Origin of the sequence: Pseudomonas sp. (genome assembly GCF_049653025.1) — a bacterium.
Lineage (GTDB): Bacteria > Pseudomonadota > Gammaproteobacteria > Pseudomonadales > Pseudomonadaceae > Aquipseudomonas.
This window is the reverse complement of the sequence record NZ_JBASFM010000007.1, coordinates 32,597-48,378: the sequence shown is the minus strand read 5'-3', so window position 1 is coordinate 48,378 and position 15,782 is coordinate 32,597. Positions and strand designations below refer to the sequence as shown.

The following is a 15,782-nucleotide window of genomic DNA, read 5'->3' as shown; positions in this document are numbered from 1 at the left end:
TCGGCGGGCTTAACGGCGCTTGGCCATGGTTTCGATAAAACGGTCGAACAGCGGGGCCACATCGGCTGGGCCGGGGCTCGCTTCGGGGTGCCCCTGGAAGCTGAAGGCGTCCTTGTCGGTACGCTCGATACCCTGCAGGGAACCGTCAAACAGCGACTTGTGGATGGCGCGCAGGTTGCTCGGCAGCGTAGCCTCATCCACGGCGAAACCGTGGTTCTGGCTGGTGATCATCACCACGCCGGTGTCGAGGTCCTGTACCGGGTGGTTGGCACCGTGGTGGCCATGGCCCATTTTCAGGGTCTTGGCACCGGAGGCCAGGGCCAGCAGCTGGTGGCCGAGGCAGATACCGAACACCGGAATCTCGGTGTCCAACACTTCCTTGATCGCTGCGATTGCGTAATCGCAAGGCTCGGGATCACCCGGGCCGTTGGACAGGAATACGCCATCAGGTTTCATCGCCAGCACTTCGCTGGCCGGGGTTTGCGCCGGCACCACGGTCAGGCGGCAACCGCGCTCGACCAGCATGCGCAGGATGTTCCACTTAACGCCGTAGTCATAGGCGACCACGTGGTACTTCAGCTCGCTGCTCGGGATTTGCGGGTGGCTGTCGTTTTCCAGGCCCCACACGCTCGAGCGCCATTCGTAGCGCTCGGTGCAGCTGACCACTTTGGCCAGGTCCATGCCTTTCAGGCCGGGGAAGCTGCGTGCCAGCTCCAGCGCCTTCTCTTCGGTGGCGTCATCGCCCACCAGAATGCAGCCGTTCTGCGAGCCTTTCTCACGCAGGATGCGGGTCAGGCGGCGGGTATCGATACCGGCGATGGCGACAGTGCCGTTTTCCTTGAGGTATTCATCCAGCGGCTGCTTGTTGCGCCAGTTACTGGAGGTCAGCGGCAGGTCACGGATAATCAGGCCAGCTGCCCATACGCGGTTGGACTCGGCGTCTTCCGGCGTAGTGCCGGTGTTGCCGATGTGCGGATAGGTCAGGGTGACAATCTGCTGGGCATAGGAAGGATCGGTGAGGATTTCCTGATAGCCGGTCATGGCGGTGTTAAAAACCACCTCACCAATAGTCTGGCCATCGGCACCGATGGCCTCGCCACGAAAAATGCTGCCATCAGCAAGGGCCAAAATGGCAGGTTTAAGGGCTGGCTTACTCAAGAAAACCTCCAAAAATCAAAACGTGAAGCAAACGCAGATTGTAAAAAAGCGGGATGACGTATCGACCGTCACCCCGCTTTTTTATCTGATTCATTCTGCGCAACTTTAGTGGACACACTAAAGCAGAAAGCTTACAGGAAAGTGCCTTTTTGGTCCACCGCCAGTTGCGCTTAAGACCCAGACAAAAGCCACTCCTGCGACAGAATGCCCCAGTTCAACATCAATTCAGCCCCAGAACATCCTGCATGTCGTACAGGCCCGGCTGACGTTTTTGCAGCCACAACGCCGCGCGCACCGCGCCTTTGGCGAAGGTCATGCGGCTCGATGCTTTGTGGGTGATTTCCACGCGCTCACCATCAGCCGCGAACAGTACGGTGTGATCGCCGACCACATCACCGGCACGCACGGTGGCAAAACCGATGGTTTCGCGCTCGCGCGCACCGGTCTGGCCTTCACGCCCATAGACGGCGACCTTCTGCAGATCACGCCCCAGGGCATTGGCTACGACTTCCCCCATGCGCAGCGCAGTACCGGACGGCGCGTCGACCTTGTGCCGGTGATGCGCTTCGATGATCTCGATGTCCACGTCATCGCCAAGCACCCGCGCGGCGGTGTCGAGCAACTTCAGGCACAGATTGACGCCGACGCTAAAGTTGGCGGCAAACACGATCGGAATCTGCTTGCCGGCATCCGCCAGCAACTGCTTTTCTTCCGGGGAAAAACCGGTAGTGCCAATGACCATGGCCTTGCCGGCCTGGCGGCAGATTTCCAGGTTCTTCAGGGTGACCGACGGATGAGTGAAGTCGATCAGCACATCGAACTGATCGAGCACTGCGTGCAGATCACCCGACAGGCTGACGCCAATCTTGCCCTGCGCGACCAGCTCACCGACATCAGCACCGACCAGACTACTATCGGCACGATCAACCGCCGCATTCAGTTGCGCGCCGTCGGCCAGCTGCACGGCCTCGATCAGGGTTTTACCCATGCGCCCAGCGGCGCCCATCACTGCGATACGTTGCATAGAACTCAGCTCCAAGCTGCAAGCCTCAAGCTGTGGAGGCGCGGATTAACCTTCGCACCACAGCCTGCCGCCGGGTTTTACAGATCGCCAAAGAAGCGCTTAACGCCCTCGAACCAGCCATTGGCTTTCGGCGAGTGCGAGCTATCGCCTTCCAGGGTTTTGCGGAACTCATCAAGCAGTTCGCGCTGACGCTTGTCCAGGTTGATCGGGGTTTCCACCGCCACCTTGCACATCAGGTCGCCGGCACCGCCGCCACGCACCGGGGCCACGCCCTTGCCACGCAGACGGAACATCTTGCCGGTCTGGGTGCCTTCCGGAATTTTCAGTTTGACCCGACCATCCAGAGTCGGCACTTCCAGTTCGCCGCCCAGGGCCGCATCGGCAAAGCTGATCGGCACTTCGCAGTACAGGTGCTTGCCGTCGCGCTGGAAGATCGCGTGCTCGCGCACGTTCACCACAACGTACAGGTCGCCCGCCGGGCCGCCCATGGCGCCCGCCTCGCCTTCGCCGGACAGACGGATGCGGTCGCCGGTATCGACGCCAGCCGGCACTTTCACCGACAGGGTCTTGTGTTCTTCGACCCGGCCGTGGCCGTGGCAGGAGCCGCAAGGATCGGTGATCATCTTGCCGCTGCCGTGGCAGCGCGGGCAGGTCTGCTGCACCGAGAAGAAGCCCTGCTGCATACGCACCTGGCCAATACCGCCACAGGTGGTACAGGTTACCGGCGTGGTGCCCTTCTTCGCGCCCGAGCCATCGCAAGGTTTGCAATTAACCAGAGTCGGTACGCGAATGGTCACCGTGGTGCCACGCACCGCCTCTTCCAGGTCCAGCTCCAGGGTGTAGCGCAGGTCACTGCCGCGCTGCGCGCCACCGCGTGAGCCGCCACGACCGCCACCACCGAAGAAATCGCTGAACACATCGCCGAAGATATCGGAGAAGTTCGCCCCGCCTGGGCCGCCACCGCCGCCGCCCATTTGCGGATCGACGCCAGCGTGCCCGTACTGATCGTAGGCCGAGCGCTTGCCCGCATCGGAGAGCACTTCGTAGGCCTCGTTGGCTTCCTTGAATTTCTCTTCCGCGGCTTTGTCGTCGGGATTACGGTCCGGGTGATGCTTCATTGCCAGACGGCGGTAGGCTTTTTTCAGCTCCGCTTCGCTGACACCGCGCTCGACACCGAGCACCTCGTAATAGTCACGTTTAGCCATAAGTCTTCAACACCTTAAAATCGTCTACTCCAGACACGCCAACGCGGGAGCAAGCTCCCGCGCGGCGGATCATGCCGGGCGCGACTCGCGTCGCACCCGGCCAGAGCGGCATAAGCTTGCGCCTATTTGTGCCTATTTATTTGTTGTCTTTGACCTCTTCGAACTCAGCGTCGACCACGTCGTCAGCTGCGTCCTTGGCCTCGTCGGCACCTTGCGCAGCACCCGGCTGCGGCTGCTCGGCGTACATCTTCTGCGCCAACGGAGCAGTGACTTCGGACAGCGCGGTCATCTTGGCGTCGATGGCAGCTTTGTCGTCGCCCTTGATCGCCACTTCCAGCTCACCCAGCGCTTTCTCGATGGCCGCTTTCTCGTCGGCAGTCGCCTTGTCGCCGGCCTCAACGATCATCTTGCGGGTGGCGTGCACCAGCTGATCGCCCTGATTACGTGCGGTCGCCAGCTCTTCGAACTTGCGATCTTCCTCAGCGTTGACTTCGGCATCACGCACCATCTGCTGAATTTCTTCTTCAGACAGACCGGAGTTGGCCTTGATCACGATCGACTGAGTCTTGCCGGTCGCCTTGTCCTTCGCGCCGACATGCAGGATGCCGTTGGCGTCGATATCGAAGGTTACTTCGATCTGCGGTACGCCACGCGGGGCTGGCGGAATCTCGGCCAGGTCAAATTTGCCCAGGGACTTGTTACCGCTGGCTTGCTTGCGCTCGCCCTGCAGCACGTGAATGGTCACGGCGCCCTGGTTGTCGTCGGCAGTCGAGAACACTTGCGATTTCTTGGTCGGAATCGTGGTGTTTTTCTCGATCAGCGCGGTCATCACGCCGCCCATGGTTTCGATACCCAGGGTCAACGGAGACACGTCGAGCAGCAGCACGTCTTTGACGTCGCCAGACAGTACCGCACCCTGGATAGCAGCACCCATGGCTACAGCTTCGTCCGGGTTGACGTCTTTACGCGCTTCTTTACCGAAGAAATCGGTGACCAGCTTCTGCACCAGCGGCATGCGGGTCTGACCGCCGACCAGGATCACGTCGTTAATCGCACCGATGTCGATACCGGCGTCTTTCAGCGCGATACGGCACGGTTCGATGGTGCGCTGCACCAGGTCTTCAACCAGCGATTCCAGCTTGGCGCGGGAAATCTTCACGTTGAGGTGCTTAGGACCGGTGGCATCTGCGGTGATGTACGGCAGGTTGACGTCGGTCGACTGGCTCGAGGACAGCTCGATCTTGGCTTTCTCAGCGGCTTCTTTCAGGCGCTGCATGGCCAGCGGGTCACCCTTGAGGTTCATGCCGCTTTCTTTCTTGAATTCGTCGACGAGGTAATCGATCAAACGAATGTCAAAGTCTTCACCACCGAGGAAGGTGTCGCCGTTGGTGGCCAACACTTCGAACTGGTGCTCGCCATCGACTTCAGCGATCTCGATCACCGACACGTCGAAGGTACCGCCACCCAGGTCATAAACGATCACGGTGTGGTCGCCCTTGGCCTTGTCCATACCGTAAGCCAGAGCGGCCGCAGTCGGCTCGTTGATGATGCGCTTAACGTCCAGACCCGCGATGCGGCCGGCGTCTTTGGTGGCCTGGCGCTGGCTGTCGTTGAAGTAGGCCGGAACGGTGATCACCGCTTCGGTCACTGGCTCGCCGAGGTAGTCTTCGGCGGTTTTCTTCATCTTCTTGAGAATTTCAGCCGATATCTGTGGCGGCGCCATCTTCTGGCCGTTCACTTCAACCCAGGCGTCACCGTTGTCGGCCTTGGCGATCTTGTACGGCACCATCTGAATGTCTTTCTGCACGACGTCTTCTTCGAAACGACGACCGATCAGACGCTTTACCGCGTACAGGGTGTTGTGCGGGTTGGTCACTGCCTGGCGCTTGGCCGACTGCCCAACCAGAATCTCGCCATCGTTGGCGTAGGCGATGATCGACGGCGTGGTGCGCGCGCCTTCGGCGTTTTCGATAACTTTAGCAACACCGTTTTCCAGAACCGAGACGCACGAGTTGGTGGTCCCCAGGTCGATACCAATAATTTTGCCCATATTCACTCTCCCGAAACTTTGATAATCCCGCCGCTGATCGTTGTCAGCGGCGGTAGCACTAAAACGCTTGACTGTTTAATGGGGGCAGCTCGGCGAATTTCAAGCCTGCTCATCAATCGATGGCGGCGCTTCGACCGGTGCCTTGCTGACCACCACCATGGCGGGGCGCAGCAGGCGACCATTGAGCAGGTAGCCCTTCTGGAACACCTTGAGCACGGAGTTCGGCTCAACATTGGTGCTTTCCTGCATCGCCATCGCCTGGTGGTGCTCGGCGTTGAACGGCGCGCCATGCGGGTCAATGGCTTCCAGCTGGTAACGCTTGAGGGTGTCGTGGAACAGCTTGAGCGTCAGCTCCATGCCCTCACGCACCGCCTTGATCGCCTCATCATCCGGACTCGACAGCTCAAGGCCGCGCTCCAGGCTATCGACGACCGGCAACAGGTCGTTGGCGAATTTTTCCAGGGCGAACTTATGCGCCTTCTCCACGTCCTGCTCGGCGCGACGGCGCACGTTCTGCAGGTCTGCAGCCACACGCAGCGACTGATCCTGCGCAGTCGCCAGCTGCTCTTCCAGCGTTTGCACGCGGGCAGCCAGCTCATCACCCGAGGCTGCGTCGGCAGCGGTTTGCAGGTCGGGATTCTGCGTATCCAGGGTCTGTTCGTCAGCCATGCGTCTCTCCTCTAAAAATTCGACGTGAGCCTCAACTCACGTGCCTGACCGCTATATGGGGCCAAAAAATATGGTTTCAAGGACAACAGACGGATTGTCAGCCCACAAAAAAACACTGTATAAATAACCAGACATGAACTTGGGAGGCCCTCGCCATGCTGGTGCACCTGTCCGTACACAACTACGCCATCGTTGAACACCTCGACCTCGAACTGGACGCCGGCATGAGCGTGATCAGCGGCGAAACCGGCGCGGGCAAATCGATCATGCTCGACGCCCTCGGCCTGACCCTAGGCGATCGCGCCGATAGTGGCGTGGTGCGCCCCGGTGCCGACAAGGCGGACATTCTCGCCAGCTTCGACCTGACCGAGATCCCAGAAGCGCGCGCCTGGTTGGCCGAGCGCGACCTGGACAATGACGGCCCGTGCATCCTGCGCAGGGTGATCACCGCCGAAGGCCGCTCACGCGGCTATATCAACGGCGCACCCTGCCCGCAGGGCGATCTCAAAGCGCTCGGCGAGCTGCTGATCGACATTCACAGCCAGCATGAGCACCAGTCTCTGCTCAAGCCAGACACCCACCGCCGCCTACTCGACGAATACGCCGGCAGCCAGGAGCTGGCGCGCCAGGTGCAGCTGGCCGCACAGCGCTGGAAACAGACGCGCAACGAGCTGGAACGCATCGCCAACATCGGCGACGAACAGCGCGCCCGCCACCAGCTGCTCAGCTACCAGCTTGAAGAGCTGGATAATCTGGCCCTGGGCGAAAACGAACTAGAGCAGCTGGAGCAGGAACACAAGAACCTGACCAACGCCGAAAGCCTGCTCAGCGCGTGCCGCCTGGTGATCGAGCAATGCAGCGAGAATGACGCCGGCAACGTGCTGTCCGCCCTGACCAGCAGCCTCAACCGCCTCGGTGCCTTCCAGGGTCAGCCCGGAGCACTGAGCGAAGCGACCAACCTGCTGGCCAGCGCGCAAATCCAGGTCGAAGAAGCGGTCGGTGAACTGAACCGTTTTCTCGATCATTTCGACGCCGACCCCGAGCGCCTGCAACAGATGGAAGAGCGCCTGGACGCCATCTACACCCTGGCGCGCAAACACCGCATCCAGCCCAGCGAGCTGAGCGCGATGCAGCAACAGTTGTTCGAGGAGCTGGAAAGCCTCAACGCCGACGACCAGGCCGCCGAACGCCTGAGCGAAGAGCTAGCCGCCTTCGAACGCCACTATCAGGAAAAAGCCAGCGAACTGAGCACCCTGCGCAACAACGCCGCCAGCCAACTGGCCAGTGCAGTGGAGCTGGAAATGCAGAACCTCGGCATGCCGGGCGGGCGTTTCAACATCAAGCTAAGCGCTAACAGCAGCAGCGAGCCGCACCCTAATGGCCTGGAGCAGCTGGAATTTCTGGTCAGCGCCAACCCCGGCCAGCCGTTGAAAGCCTTGGCCAAGGTTGCTTCGGGTGGCGAGCTGTCGCGCATCAGTCTGGCCATTCAGGTGATCACCGCACAGACTTCGCGGGTACCAACGCTGGTCTTCGACGAAGTCGATGTCGGCATCGGCGGTCCCACCGCCGAAGTGGTCGGCCAACTGCTGCGTCGCCTCGGCGAACGCGGCCAGGTGTTGACCGTCACTCACCTGCCGCAAGTCGCGGCGCAGGGGCACCAGCACCTATTCGTGCACAAGGTGCGCGACAGCGATGCCACGCGCACTGCCGTCAGCAAGCTGGACAGCGCCCAACGCGTCGAGGAAATCGCGCGCATGCTCGGTGGCGTCGACCTGACCGAGGAATCTCTGGCCCACGCCAGAAAAATGGTCAGCAGCGCGCAGGCCTGAGCCCTACAAACGCAGCAAGAAAAAAGGCGACCCTAGGATCGCCTTTTTCATACAGGGATCAATCAGCTCTTCTTGCGCACATAGAGCACAAGGTTGTGATCGACCAGCTCAAAACCGTGCTCTTTGACGATTTCTTTCTGACGCTTTTCGATCTCGGCATCGAAGAACTCGATCACCTCACCGGAATCGACACAGACCATATGGTCGTGGTGACCGCTGTCCGCCAACTCGAACACGGCGTGGCCGCCGTCGAAGTTGTGGCGAACCACCAGACCGGCGGCCTCGAACTGGGTCAGTACGCGATAGACGGTGGCCAAGCCCACGTCATCGCCGGCTTCCATCAGTGATTTGTAGACGTCTTCCGCACTCATATGACGCTGACCAGCAGAGTCGAGCATTTGCAGAATCTTGACCCGTGGCAGGGTCACTTTCAGGCCAGCCTTACGTAGTTCGCTATTTTCAACCATGGTCTGCTTTCTCGCGGAAGCGGCTTCGCAGCTTCCCTTATTGCGGGTATGATCCGGGATTATGTTGCCCAGCCAAGATAGTGGAAGTCGCCCACCGATGCAAAAAACCAAGCTCCTGCTGACCAGCCTCACCCTTACGGGGCTACTCGCACTCGCCGGTTGTTCATTCCCCGGGGTTTATAAAATCGACATCCAACAGGGCAATGTCGTGACGCAGGACATGATAGACCAGTTGCGCCCGGGAATGACCCGCAAGCAAGTGCGTTTTATCATGGGCAACCCACTGCTGACCGATACCTTCCACGCCAATCGCTGGGATTACCTGTACAGCATCCAGCCAGGCGGCGGTCAGCGCCTGCAAGAGCGCGTCAGCATCAACTTCAGCGCCGACGACCAGCTTGTGGGCCTGTCGGGTGACTTTATGCCGGGCGTCAGCCGCGACCAGGCTATTCTGGGCGAAGACGGCAGCGTAACCGCTACCCCGCAAGCCACACCGCAGCCACAGGTTGAAGAAAAACCTGCGCCAGGCTCGCTGCTTGAGCAGATCCAGCGCGAAGTAGACGACGTGCAAACCGTGCCGGTGCCAACGCCCGAGCCACTGGAAAGCGCCCCGCAGTAAGCTTCAGCGACAAAAAAGCCCGGACATGTCCGGGCTTTTTTATGCGTTCGATTCGCTCAACTAGGTATTCGGGGCTTCAGTACGGGCTTGTGCCGCCTTTGCCGCGCGCAGTTTGCGCACCTCTTTCGGGTCAGCCAGCAGTGGCCGGTAGATTTCCACCCGCTCGCCCTCTTCAAGCACGCGTTCCTCGGGCTTGCTCACCACCTTGCCGAAGATACCCAAGGGGCAGCCGAGTAGATCCAGTTCAGGAAAGTGCAGCTGCATACCCGACTGCAACACAGTCTGGCGCACCGTGGTGCCGCGGGGCAGGCTCAGGCGCAGCAGTTTCTGCTGATCAGCCAGGGCATACACCACTTCAACCTCAATGCCTGACTTATCCATACAACTGCTTGGCCCGCTGACAGAAGGCATCGACCAACGTATTGGTCGCCTGATTGAACAGCGGCCCCAGGGTCGCGCGCACCAGCGGCCCGGCATAGTCGAAGGTCAGGTCAAGGCTGATCTTGCAGGCCGAATCGCCCAGCGGCTTGAACTCCCAAGAACCGCTGAGCTGAGTGAACGGCCCCTCGACCAGATTCAGGCTGATCGACTGTCCCGGCACCAGGCTGTTGGCCGTGACAAAGCGCTGACTCAAACCGCCCTTGGCGATCGCCAGACTGGCGCGCATATGGGTTTCGCTGACTTCCAGCACTTCACTGGCCGAACACCAGGGCAAAAACTGCGGGTAGCTGGCCACATCGTTGACCAGATCAAACAACGCCTGGGCCGGATAAGGCAGTAATGCCGAACGCTGGATACGGGTACTCATAGCACTGCCACTTCACTTACCAGGGTGCGCGCTGGCATACGCCAAGCACACAAAAATACGATTAACACGCCAAACGGCGCGACCCAGAACAACCCGACCTGACTCGATAACCGGCCTGCCCTGTCGATAAAGCCCGCGCATTGTCGGGGATTCACCGAAGTGGCTCAAGCACGGCAGAAAGTGCGAAGCGCCATGAACACGCCAATCCAGCGTTTTGCCCTGCTGCGCGCATAGCGCCCGCGCCAGTGACTCCCTATAATGCGCGCCCTATGGCTAAACAAAAGAAACATCCGCAAGGCACCATCGCGCAAAACAAGAAGGCGATGCATGACTATTTCGTCGAATCTAGGTTCGAGGCTGGCTTGGTCCTGTCCGGCTGGGAAGTGAAAAGCCTGCGCGCCGGCAAGGCCCAGCTGGTCGACAGCTACGTGCTGCTGAAGAACGACGAAGCATGGCTGATGGGCTGCCACATCACCCCGCTGACGGCGGCCAGCACCCACGTGATCGCCGACCCGACGCGCACGCGCAAGCTGCTGCTGAACAAGCGCGAACTGGAAAAGCTGTTCGGCGCCGTGCAGCAGAAAGGCTATGCCTGCGTGGCACTGTCGATTTATTGGAAGGCGCACCTGATCAAGTGCGAGATTGCCCTGGCCAAGGGTAAGAAAGACTTCGACAAGCGCCACACCGAAAAAGAGCGCGACGCCGACCGCGAAGTGCAGCGCGCTATGCGCAGTAAAGGCAAAGACGACTGAGTCCGCCCTGCACCACCAAAAACGCCCCGCAATGCGGGGCGTTTTCGTTGCAGCGATTTACTTAGCGTAACTCGCTGAATGCCAGCTTAACGCCGAGCCCCACCAACACCGCCCCCATCAGCCGATCAAACCAGTGGCCCATACGGGCAAAACCGGCACGCACGCGCTGATGGCTGAACAGTTGCGCGACCATGCAGAACCACAACGCGGTGGCCACCGCCAGGTAAACCCCGTAACCCGCCTGCACCGGCAGCGGCGTATGCGGGTTGATTACCACAGTAAACAGCGAGAGGAAGAACAGCGTGGCCTTGGGGTTCAGGCCATTGGTGATAAAGCCTGCAACAAACGCCGCACGCGGCGAACGCGCGCCCTCATCCAGGCTTAACTCGGCGGCGCTCGGGCTTGCCGGTTTGGCGCGTAGCGCCTTGATACCGATGTACAGCAGGTAGGCGGCGGCCAGCCACTTCAGCGCGTTGAACAGCACAATCGACTGCGACACGATCAAGCCGATACCCAGCAGCGAATAGGCTACATGGATGAAAATCCCGCAGCCCACGCCGACCGCGCTGAACATGCCGGCACGCCGACCATGGCCGACGCTCTCGCGCACCACAATGGCAAAGTCAGGGCCTGGGCTGGCCACCGCAAGCAGGTGAATCAGGGCCACGGCTAAAAATTCGGTCCAGTACATAAGCGGCTCCGCGCGTCGAAATGATTCTGCTAGGCTCGCCACCTTACTCCCCGCCCAAACCCGCAGGATAGATACAGCTGATGAGTAACAGTCACCGCGCCGTCTTTCTCGACCACAGTTCACTCGACCTAGGTGACCTTGATTTGTCCGGCCTGAGCGCCTGCTTCTCCGACCTGCAGCTGTATCCACACAGCACCCAGGCGCAAACCATCGAACGCCTACAAGGCGCACAGGTGGCGATCAGCAACAAGGTGCCGCTGAATGCCGAGGTGTTCGCCGCCTGCCCGGAACTGAAACTGGTGCTGGTAGCCGCCACCGGCACCAACCCGATTGACCTGGCGGCCGCCCGCGCCCATGGCGTCAGCGTGTGCAACTGCCAAGGCTACGGCACGCCATCGGTGGCGCAACACACCCTGATGCTGCTACTGGCCCTGGCGACCCGGCTGCCCGACTACCAGCAGGACGTGCGCGCCGGCCACTGGCAGCAGGCTGCGCAGTTCTGCCTGCTCGATCACCCGATAATCGAACTGCACGGCAAGACCCTCGGCCTGCTTGGCCATGGCGAACTGGGCAGCGCGGTGGCCAAACTGGCCGAAGCCTTCGGCATGCGCGTGTTGCTTGGCCAGCTACCCGGCCGACCGCCGCGTGCCGACCGCCTGCCACTGGCAGAGCTGCTGCCGCAGGTCGATGCCCTGACCCTGCACTGTCCGCTGAACAGCGACACCCTGAATATGCTCGGCGCACGCGAACTCGGCCTGATGAAACCCACGGCCTTTGTCATCAACACCGCACGCGGTGGCCTGATCAACGAACAAGCCCTGGCCGACACCCTGCGCGCAGGGCACCTCGGCGGCGCGGCGACCGACGTACTCAGTCAGGAGCCGCCAAGGGACGTCAACCCGCTGCTCGCAAGCGATATTCCGCGCCTGATCATCACCCCGCACAATGCCTGGGGCAGCCGCGAAGCGCGGCAACGTATCGTCGGCCAGCTGAGTGAAAACGCCTCGGCCTTTTTCAACGGCGCGCCCGTGCGCGTAGTCGGCTAAGCTACGCGACTTTTTTCCAGGAGCGCTTATGGACCCGCGAAGCGAAGTACTGCTGCGCCAGGCTGATCTATTCACCGGCGCACTGCTGTGCGTCGGTCTGCCCGCCGACGACCTGCTCGGCCAGCTGCCTGCGGCTCAGGGCTGGAGCTGGCATGCAGGCGAGCATGCGCTGCTGGATGCGCGCTTTGCCGGGCGTTGCCACTTCGGCGTCAGCCCGCCTGCACATGAATTTCAGGCTGCTGTGTTGTTCCTGCCGAAATCCCGCGAGTTGACCGACTACCTGCTCAACGCCCTGGCCGCACGCCTGGGCGGTCGCGAACTGTTTCTGGTCGGTGAGAAACGCGCCGGCGTCGAGCGCGCGGCCAAGCAACTGGCGACGTTCGGGCAAGCGCGCAAACTCGACAGCGCGCGGCATTGCCAACTTTGGCAAGTGCAGGTAAAGCACGCTCCCGCCGCACCCGACCTGCCGAGCCTGGCGCAGCGCTATGAACTGCCGCTGCCAGACGGCCCCCTGACCGTGCACAGCCTGCCCGGCGTTTTCAGCCACGGCCGCCTGGATGTTGGCAGCGCCATGCTGCTTGAACACCTCGACGGTTTACCCAGCGGGCATATCCTGGATTTCGGCTGCGGAGCCGGGGTACTCGGCGCGGCGCTGAAACGCCGCTATCCGGACAGCCAGGTGACCCTGCTGGATGTCGACGCCTTTGCCGTCGCCAGCAGCCGCCTGACCCTGCAAGCCAATGGCCTGCAAGCGGAGGTCATCAACGCCGACGGCATCGACGCTGCCCCGCATGGCCTCAGCGCCATCCTCAGCAACCCGCCCTTCCATCAGGGCGTGCACACTCACTACCAGGCCACCGAGCACCTGCTGCGCCAGGCCAGCCAGCACCTGGCCAGCAAAGGTGAGTTGCGCCTGGTCGCCAACAGCTTCCTTAAATATCCGCCACTGATCGAACAACACCTCGGCCCCTGCCAGACCCTGGCTGACGCCAAGGGCTTTCGCATCTACCGCGCGCGCAAAGGCTAAACGGCGCTTGCCCTATCGAGGAGGCGCGGGCAGAATGCGCGCGTCCTAGGGGAGTAGTCTCCCGCGAGCGCCAGCTCGCCCGGCACGCGTCAACATACTTGCTCAGCAGAGCATGGCGCGTGCGACCCAAGGCCCACTCAGTGAGGCCTGCGGTTTGACAAGACCTATGACACGCACACCTTACCCGGGGCGGGAAGGCTGTACGTGTCATAGCCGTGTCGACCCGCCCCTTTAGGAATCCTGATGCTCGAATCCCTGTTTGTGCCCACCTTTATCGTTGCCCTGGCCGAAATCGGCGACAAGACGCAGCTACTCGCCCTGCTGTTGGCCGCACGCTTTCGCAAACCCTGGCCGATCATCTGCGGCATCGTGGTCGCCACTCTGGCCAACCATTTCGCCGCCGGCGCTATCGGCAACTGGGTAGCCAGTTTCTTCTCCCCCGCCACCTTGAGCTGGATTCTCGCCGCCAGCTTTGTTGCCGTGGCCCTGTGGACGCTGATCCCGGATCAACTGGCCGACGATGAAAGCTCCAATTTCAAGCGCTACGGGCCATTCCTGACCACGCTGACTGCCTTCTTTATCGCCGAAATGGGCGACAAGACCCAGGTTGCCACCGTGATGCTGGCCGCGCAGTACCCGCACTTTGTCCTGGTCGTCATCGGCACCACGCTGGGCATGCTGCTGGCCAACGTGCCGGTGGTGCTGGCCGGCAATTTCGCCGCTGAACGCCTGCCCTTGACCCTGATCCGCCGCGTGGCGGCCTGCGCCTTTGCAGCCCTGGCAGTCTATGCGGGGTATCAGGCGCTGCAATTCAGCGGGCTAATTTGACATCAAGTTGACGCCAGGGCTCTGGCGTTTCGGCCAATACCTCGGCTTCCTGACGGCTGCTACAGTGCGCAACATTCTGCCCACTTCACTCAGCAGTCAGGGAGACACGCATGTCGCTGGATGATCGGAAAAAGCTGGTACGCCACCATATCGACCTGTCGTGGAACAAAGGCCGCACGGCCCTTGCCGAGCAATTGCACAGCAAGGATTTCCTCTACAAGAGCTCGTTTATCGGCCGCCCGCTGAGCAGCCTGGCGTTCGCCCAGATGGTGCAGGACATCCGACACGCCATGCCGGACCTGCAAGTGGTGATCGAGGAATGCATCGCCGAGGACAACAAGGTGGTCACCTGGAGCACCCTGATCGGCACCATCCAGAAACCGGCGCTGGGCTACCCGCCAAGCGACAAGGTGCTGAGCATCTCGGCCATGGCCTTCTGGACCCTCACCCCAAGCAATGAGATTCAGGAAATCTGCACCATGTTCGACATGGAGAGCTTCCGCTCACAGCTGGGCCTGGCCACTCAACCCTTCGCCGCCAAAGCACTGCCCTGAGCCAATAGCGCCCAACAAAAAGCCCCCAAGCGGGGGCTTTTTGTTTACCGCGCTTTAGCGCGTCTGCTCATACAACGGCATAACTTTCGGGATCGCCGCCTGCAGTGCAGTAATCCGACTGCTCGACGAGGGGTGCGTGCTCATGAATTCCGGCGGTGCGCCGCCACCGGCCTGGGCCATCTTCTGCCACAGGCTGATGGCCGCGTTCGGGTCGTAACCGGCTCGAGCAGACAGCTCCAGGCCAATGATGTCCGCCTCGTTTTCGTTGGCCCTGCTATTGGGCAGGGTCATCAGGTACTCCACCCCGGTACCGGCCATCTGCTGACCGAGTTCGCCCAGACCGAGCAGAGCAGAGCCCATCTGGGTCGCCATCTGCGTGCCATAGGCCTTGGACATCGCCTCGCGGCTGTGTTCGCGCAAGGCGTGAGCGATCTCGTGGCCCATCACCGCCGCCAGCTCGGCATCGGTCAGCTGCAACTGAGTGATCAGGCCACTGTAGACGATGATCTTGCCACCCGGGCCGCAGTTGGCATTCAGCTCGTCGCTCTTGATCAGACTGACCTGCCAGTCCCATTGCGCCGCATCGGCGCGGAACACCGGTGCCTGGGCAATCAGCCGACGAGCTATCGCATTGACCCGCTTGGCATTCTGGCTGCTCTTGTCCAGCGCTCCCTGGCTCGAAGCCTCGCTCAGCGTCTGCTGATAGGCCTTGGCGTACATGCTGTCGACCTCTTGGGCCGATAGCATGCTGAACATGTACTGCTTGCGCTCGACACCCACCACGCCGCCGCTGGTGGTGTTCACTGCCTGGCAGGCCGACAGCAGGCTGCAAAGCGCCAGGCCGGCCAGGCGAAATGGGGTATTCATGTCTGTTCTCCGTCACGACAGGGGGCCGTATGCTAGGCCGAGCCTCAGAGCAAAACAACCTGCACCACTTGCACTATGACCCTCAACCTCCTTTGCTAGTTGCAGGAGCGCTAAAAGGCTGTTTTTAACGCCGTGATGGCAACGCAGGTAGTTTTTCAACAGCCTGCTAATGCTTTGGCGCTAGACGG

At 61.2% G+C, this 15,782-nt stretch carries 17 protein-coding genes and 1 riboswitch; of the genes, 7 read left to right on the top strand and 10 right to left on the bottom strand.

What is annotated here, in order from left to right:
• Positions 1–9: 9 nt before the first annotated feature.
• From carA to grpE, 5 genes are all read right to left on the bottom strand, one after another.
• A complete protein-coding gene (gene carA, locus WBK23_RS07490; RefSeq protein ID WP_424483356.1) occupies positions 10–1,158 on the bottom strand; it encodes a glutamine-hydrolyzing carbamoyl-phosphate synthase small subunit in 1,149 nt (382 codons plus the stop codon).
• A gap of 220 nt (positions 1,159–1,378) precedes the next feature.
• On the bottom strand, positions 1,379–2,182 hold the full coding sequence (gene dapB, locus WBK23_RS07485; RefSeq protein ID WP_424483355.1) for a 4-hydroxy-tetrahydrodipicolinate reductase: 804 nt from the start codon (positions 2,180–2,182) through the stop codon (positions 1,379–1,381).
• A 77-nt stretch (positions 2,183–2,259) separates the two neighbouring features.
• The gene (gene dnaJ / locus WBK23_RS07480; protein ID WP_424483354.1) at positions 2,260–3,387 is read right to left on the bottom strand and encodes a molecular chaperone DnaJ; all 1,128 of its coding nucleotides are present in this window, start codon (positions 3,385–3,387) and stop codon (positions 2,260–2,262) included.
• 136 nt (positions 3,388–3,523) lie between these two features.
• The gene (gene dnaK / locus WBK23_RS07475; protein WP_424483353.1) at positions 3,524–5,437 is read right to left on the bottom strand and encodes a molecular chaperone DnaK; all 1,914 of its coding nucleotides are present in this window, start codon (positions 5,435–5,437) and stop codon (positions 3,524–3,526) included.
• A 99-nt stretch (positions 5,438–5,536) separates the two neighbouring features.
• Positions 5,537–6,106, bottom strand: coding sequence for a nucleotide exchange factor GrpE (gene grpE, locus WBK23_RS07470; RefSeq protein WP_424483352.1), 570 nt, complete (start codon positions 6,104–6,106; stop codon positions 5,537–5,539).
• 155 nt (positions 6,107–6,261) lie between these two features.
• On the opposite strand from grpE, the gene recN reads away from it, so the two are divergent.
• Positions 6,262–7,935 carry a DNA repair protein RecN gene (recN, locus tag WBK23_RS07465; RefSeq protein ID WP_424483351.1) on the top strand — a complete coding sequence of 558 codons (1,674 nt, stop codon included), beginning with the start codon at positions 6,262–6,264 and terminating at the stop codon, positions 7,933–7,935.
• A gap of 62 nt (positions 7,936–7,997) precedes the next feature.
• On the opposite strand, the gene fur is transcribed toward recN, so the two are convergent.
• Positions 7,998–8,402 carry a ferric iron uptake transcriptional regulator gene (gene fur / locus WBK23_RS07460; RefSeq protein ID WP_424483350.1) on the bottom strand — a complete coding sequence of 135 codons (405 nt, stop codon included), beginning with the start codon at positions 8,400–8,402 and terminating at the stop codon, positions 7,998–8,000.
• A 97-nt stretch (positions 8,403–8,499) separates the two neighbouring features.
• Between fur and WBK23_RS07455 the strand changes: the two genes are divergently transcribed.
• Positions 8,500–9,021: an outer membrane protein assembly factor BamE gene (locus tag WBK23_RS07455; RefSeq protein ID WP_424483349.1), complete on the top strand. Its 522-nt coding sequence runs from the start codon at positions 8,500–8,502 to the stop codon at positions 9,019–9,021.
• Between the two features lie 60 nt (positions 9,022–9,081).
• On the opposite strand, the gene WBK23_RS07450 is transcribed toward WBK23_RS07455, so the two are convergent.
• Both WBK23_RS07450 and WBK23_RS07445 read right to left on the bottom strand, forming a co-directional pair.
• Positions 9,082–9,402, bottom strand: coding sequence for an RnfH family protein (locus tag WBK23_RS07450; protein WP_424483348.1), 321 nt, complete (start codon positions 9,400–9,402; stop codon positions 9,082–9,084).
• Positions 9,395–9,829: a type II toxin-antitoxin system RatA family toxin gene (locus tag WBK23_RS07445; protein ID WP_424483347.1), complete on the bottom strand. Its 435-nt coding sequence runs from the start codon at positions 9,827–9,829 to the stop codon at positions 9,395–9,397. The genes WBK23_RS07450 and WBK23_RS07445 overlap by 8 nt, the downstream gene beginning before the upstream one ends.
• A gap of 269 nt (positions 9,830–10,098) precedes the next feature.
• Here WBK23_RS07445 and smpB point away from each other — a divergent pair, with 269 nt between their 5' ends.
• Entirely contained in the window at positions 10,099–10,581 is a 483-nt protein-coding gene (gene smpB / locus WBK23_RS07440; RefSeq protein WP_424483346.1) for an SsrA-binding protein SmpB, read from the top strand.
• 61 nt (positions 10,582–10,642) lie between these two features.
• Here smpB and WBK23_RS07435 read toward each other — a convergent pair whose 3' ends face one another.
• Positions 10,643–11,272, bottom strand: a complete 630-nt coding sequence (locus WBK23_RS07435; protein ID WP_424483345.1) for a LysE family transporter — start codon at positions 11,270–11,272, stop codon at positions 10,643–10,645.
• Between the two features lie 80 nt (positions 11,273–11,352).
• Here WBK23_RS07435 and WBK23_RS07430 point away from each other — a divergent pair, with 80 nt between their 5' ends.
• From WBK23_RS07430 to WBK23_RS07415, 4 genes are all read left to right on the top strand, one after another.
• Complete coding sequence (locus WBK23_RS07430; protein WP_424483344.1) at positions 11,353–12,318, top strand: 2-hydroxyacid dehydrogenase; 966 nt, start codon at positions 11,353–11,355, stop codon at positions 12,316–12,318.
• Between the two features lie 28 nt (positions 12,319–12,346).
• Complete coding sequence (locus WBK23_RS07425) at positions 12,347–13,345, top strand: methyltransferase (protein ID WP_424483343.1); 999 nt, start codon at positions 12,347–12,349, stop codon at positions 13,343–13,345.
• Between the two features lie 36 nt (positions 13,346–13,381).
• A riboswitch (yybP-ykoY riboswitch) is annotated at positions 13,382–13,513 on the top strand.
• Positions 13,514–13,588: 75 nt separating this feature from the next.
• Positions 13,589–14,173 carry a TMEM165/GDT1 family protein gene (locus tag WBK23_RS07420; protein ID WP_424483342.1) on the top strand — a complete coding sequence of 195 codons (585 nt, stop codon included), beginning with the start codon at positions 13,589–13,591 and terminating at the stop codon, positions 14,171–14,173.
• Positions 14,174–14,283: 110 nt separating this feature from the next.
• On the top strand, positions 14,284–14,727 hold the full coding sequence (locus tag WBK23_RS07415; RefSeq protein WP_424483341.1) for a ketosteroid isomerase-related protein: 444 nt from the start codon (positions 14,284–14,286) through the stop codon (positions 14,725–14,727).
• Positions 14,728–14,781: 54 nt separating this feature from the next.
• On the opposite strand, the gene WBK23_RS07410 is transcribed toward WBK23_RS07415, so the two are convergent.
• Positions 14,782–15,594 carry a M48 family metallopeptidase gene (locus WBK23_RS07410; protein WP_424483340.1) on the bottom strand — a complete coding sequence of 271 codons (813 nt, stop codon included), beginning with the start codon at positions 15,592–15,594 and terminating at the stop codon, positions 14,782–14,784.
• Between the last annotated feature and the right edge of the window lie 188 nt (positions 15,595–15,782).

Excerpts from the sequence above, each read along its gene's own strand:
- dapB (WP_424483355.1), bottom strand. The coding sequence starts at position 2,182 with ATGCAACGTATCGCAGTGATGGGCGCCGCTGGGCGCATGGGTAAAACC.
- dnaJ (WP_424483354.1), bottom strand. The coding sequence starts at position 3,387 with ATGGCTAAACGTGACTATTACGAGGTGCTCGGTGTCGAGCGCGGTGTC.
- dnaK (WP_424483353.1), bottom strand. The coding sequence starts at position 5,437 with ATGGGCAAAATTATTGGTATCGACCTGGGGACCACCAACTCGTGCGTC.
- grpE (WP_424483352.1), bottom strand. The coding sequence starts at position 6,106 with ATGGCTGACGAACAGACCCTGGATACGCAGAATCCCGACCTGCAAACC.
- recN (WP_424483351.1), top strand. The coding sequence starts at position 6,262 with ATGCTGGTGCACCTGTCCGTACACAACTACGCCATCGTTGAACACCTC.
- fur (WP_424483350.1), bottom strand. The coding sequence starts at position 8,402 with ATGGTTGAAAATAGCGAACTACGTAAGGCTGGCCTGAAAGTGACCCTG.
- WBK23_RS07455 (WP_424483349.1), top strand. The coding sequence starts at position 8,500 with ATGCAAAAAACCAAGCTCCTGCTGACCAGCCTCACCCTTACGGGGCTA.
- WBK23_RS07450 (WP_424483348.1), bottom strand. The coding sequence starts at position 9,402 with ATGGATAAGTCAGGCATTGAGGTTGAAGTGGTGTATGCCCTGGCTGAT.
- WBK23_RS07445 (WP_424483347.1), bottom strand. The coding sequence starts at position 9,829 with ATGAGTACCCGTATCCAGCGTTCGGCATTACTGCCTTATCCGGCCCAG.
- smpB (WP_424483346.1), top strand. The coding sequence starts at position 10,099 with ATGGCTAAACAAAAGAAACATCCGCAAGGCACCATCGCGCAAAACAAG.
- WBK23_RS07435 (WP_424483345.1), bottom strand. The coding sequence starts at position 11,272 with ATGTACTGGACCGAATTTTTAGCCGTGGCCCTGATTCACCTGCTTGCG.
- WBK23_RS07430 (WP_424483344.1), top strand. The coding sequence starts at position 11,353 with ATGAGTAACAGTCACCGCGCCGTCTTTCTCGACCACAGTTCACTCGAC.
- WBK23_RS07425 (WP_424483343.1), top strand. The coding sequence starts at position 12,347 with ATGGACCCGCGAAGCGAAGTACTGCTGCGCCAGGCTGATCTATTCACC.
- WBK23_RS07420 (WP_424483342.1), top strand. The coding sequence starts at position 13,589 with ATGCTCGAATCCCTGTTTGTGCCCACCTTTATCGTTGCCCTGGCCGAA.
- WBK23_RS07415 (WP_424483341.1), top strand. The coding sequence starts at position 14,284 with ATGTCGCTGGATGATCGGAAAAAGCTGGTACGCCACCATATCGACCTG.
- WBK23_RS07410 (WP_424483340.1), bottom strand. The coding sequence starts at position 15,594 with ATGAATACCCCATTTCGCCTGGCCGGCCTGGCGCTTTGCAGCCTGCTG.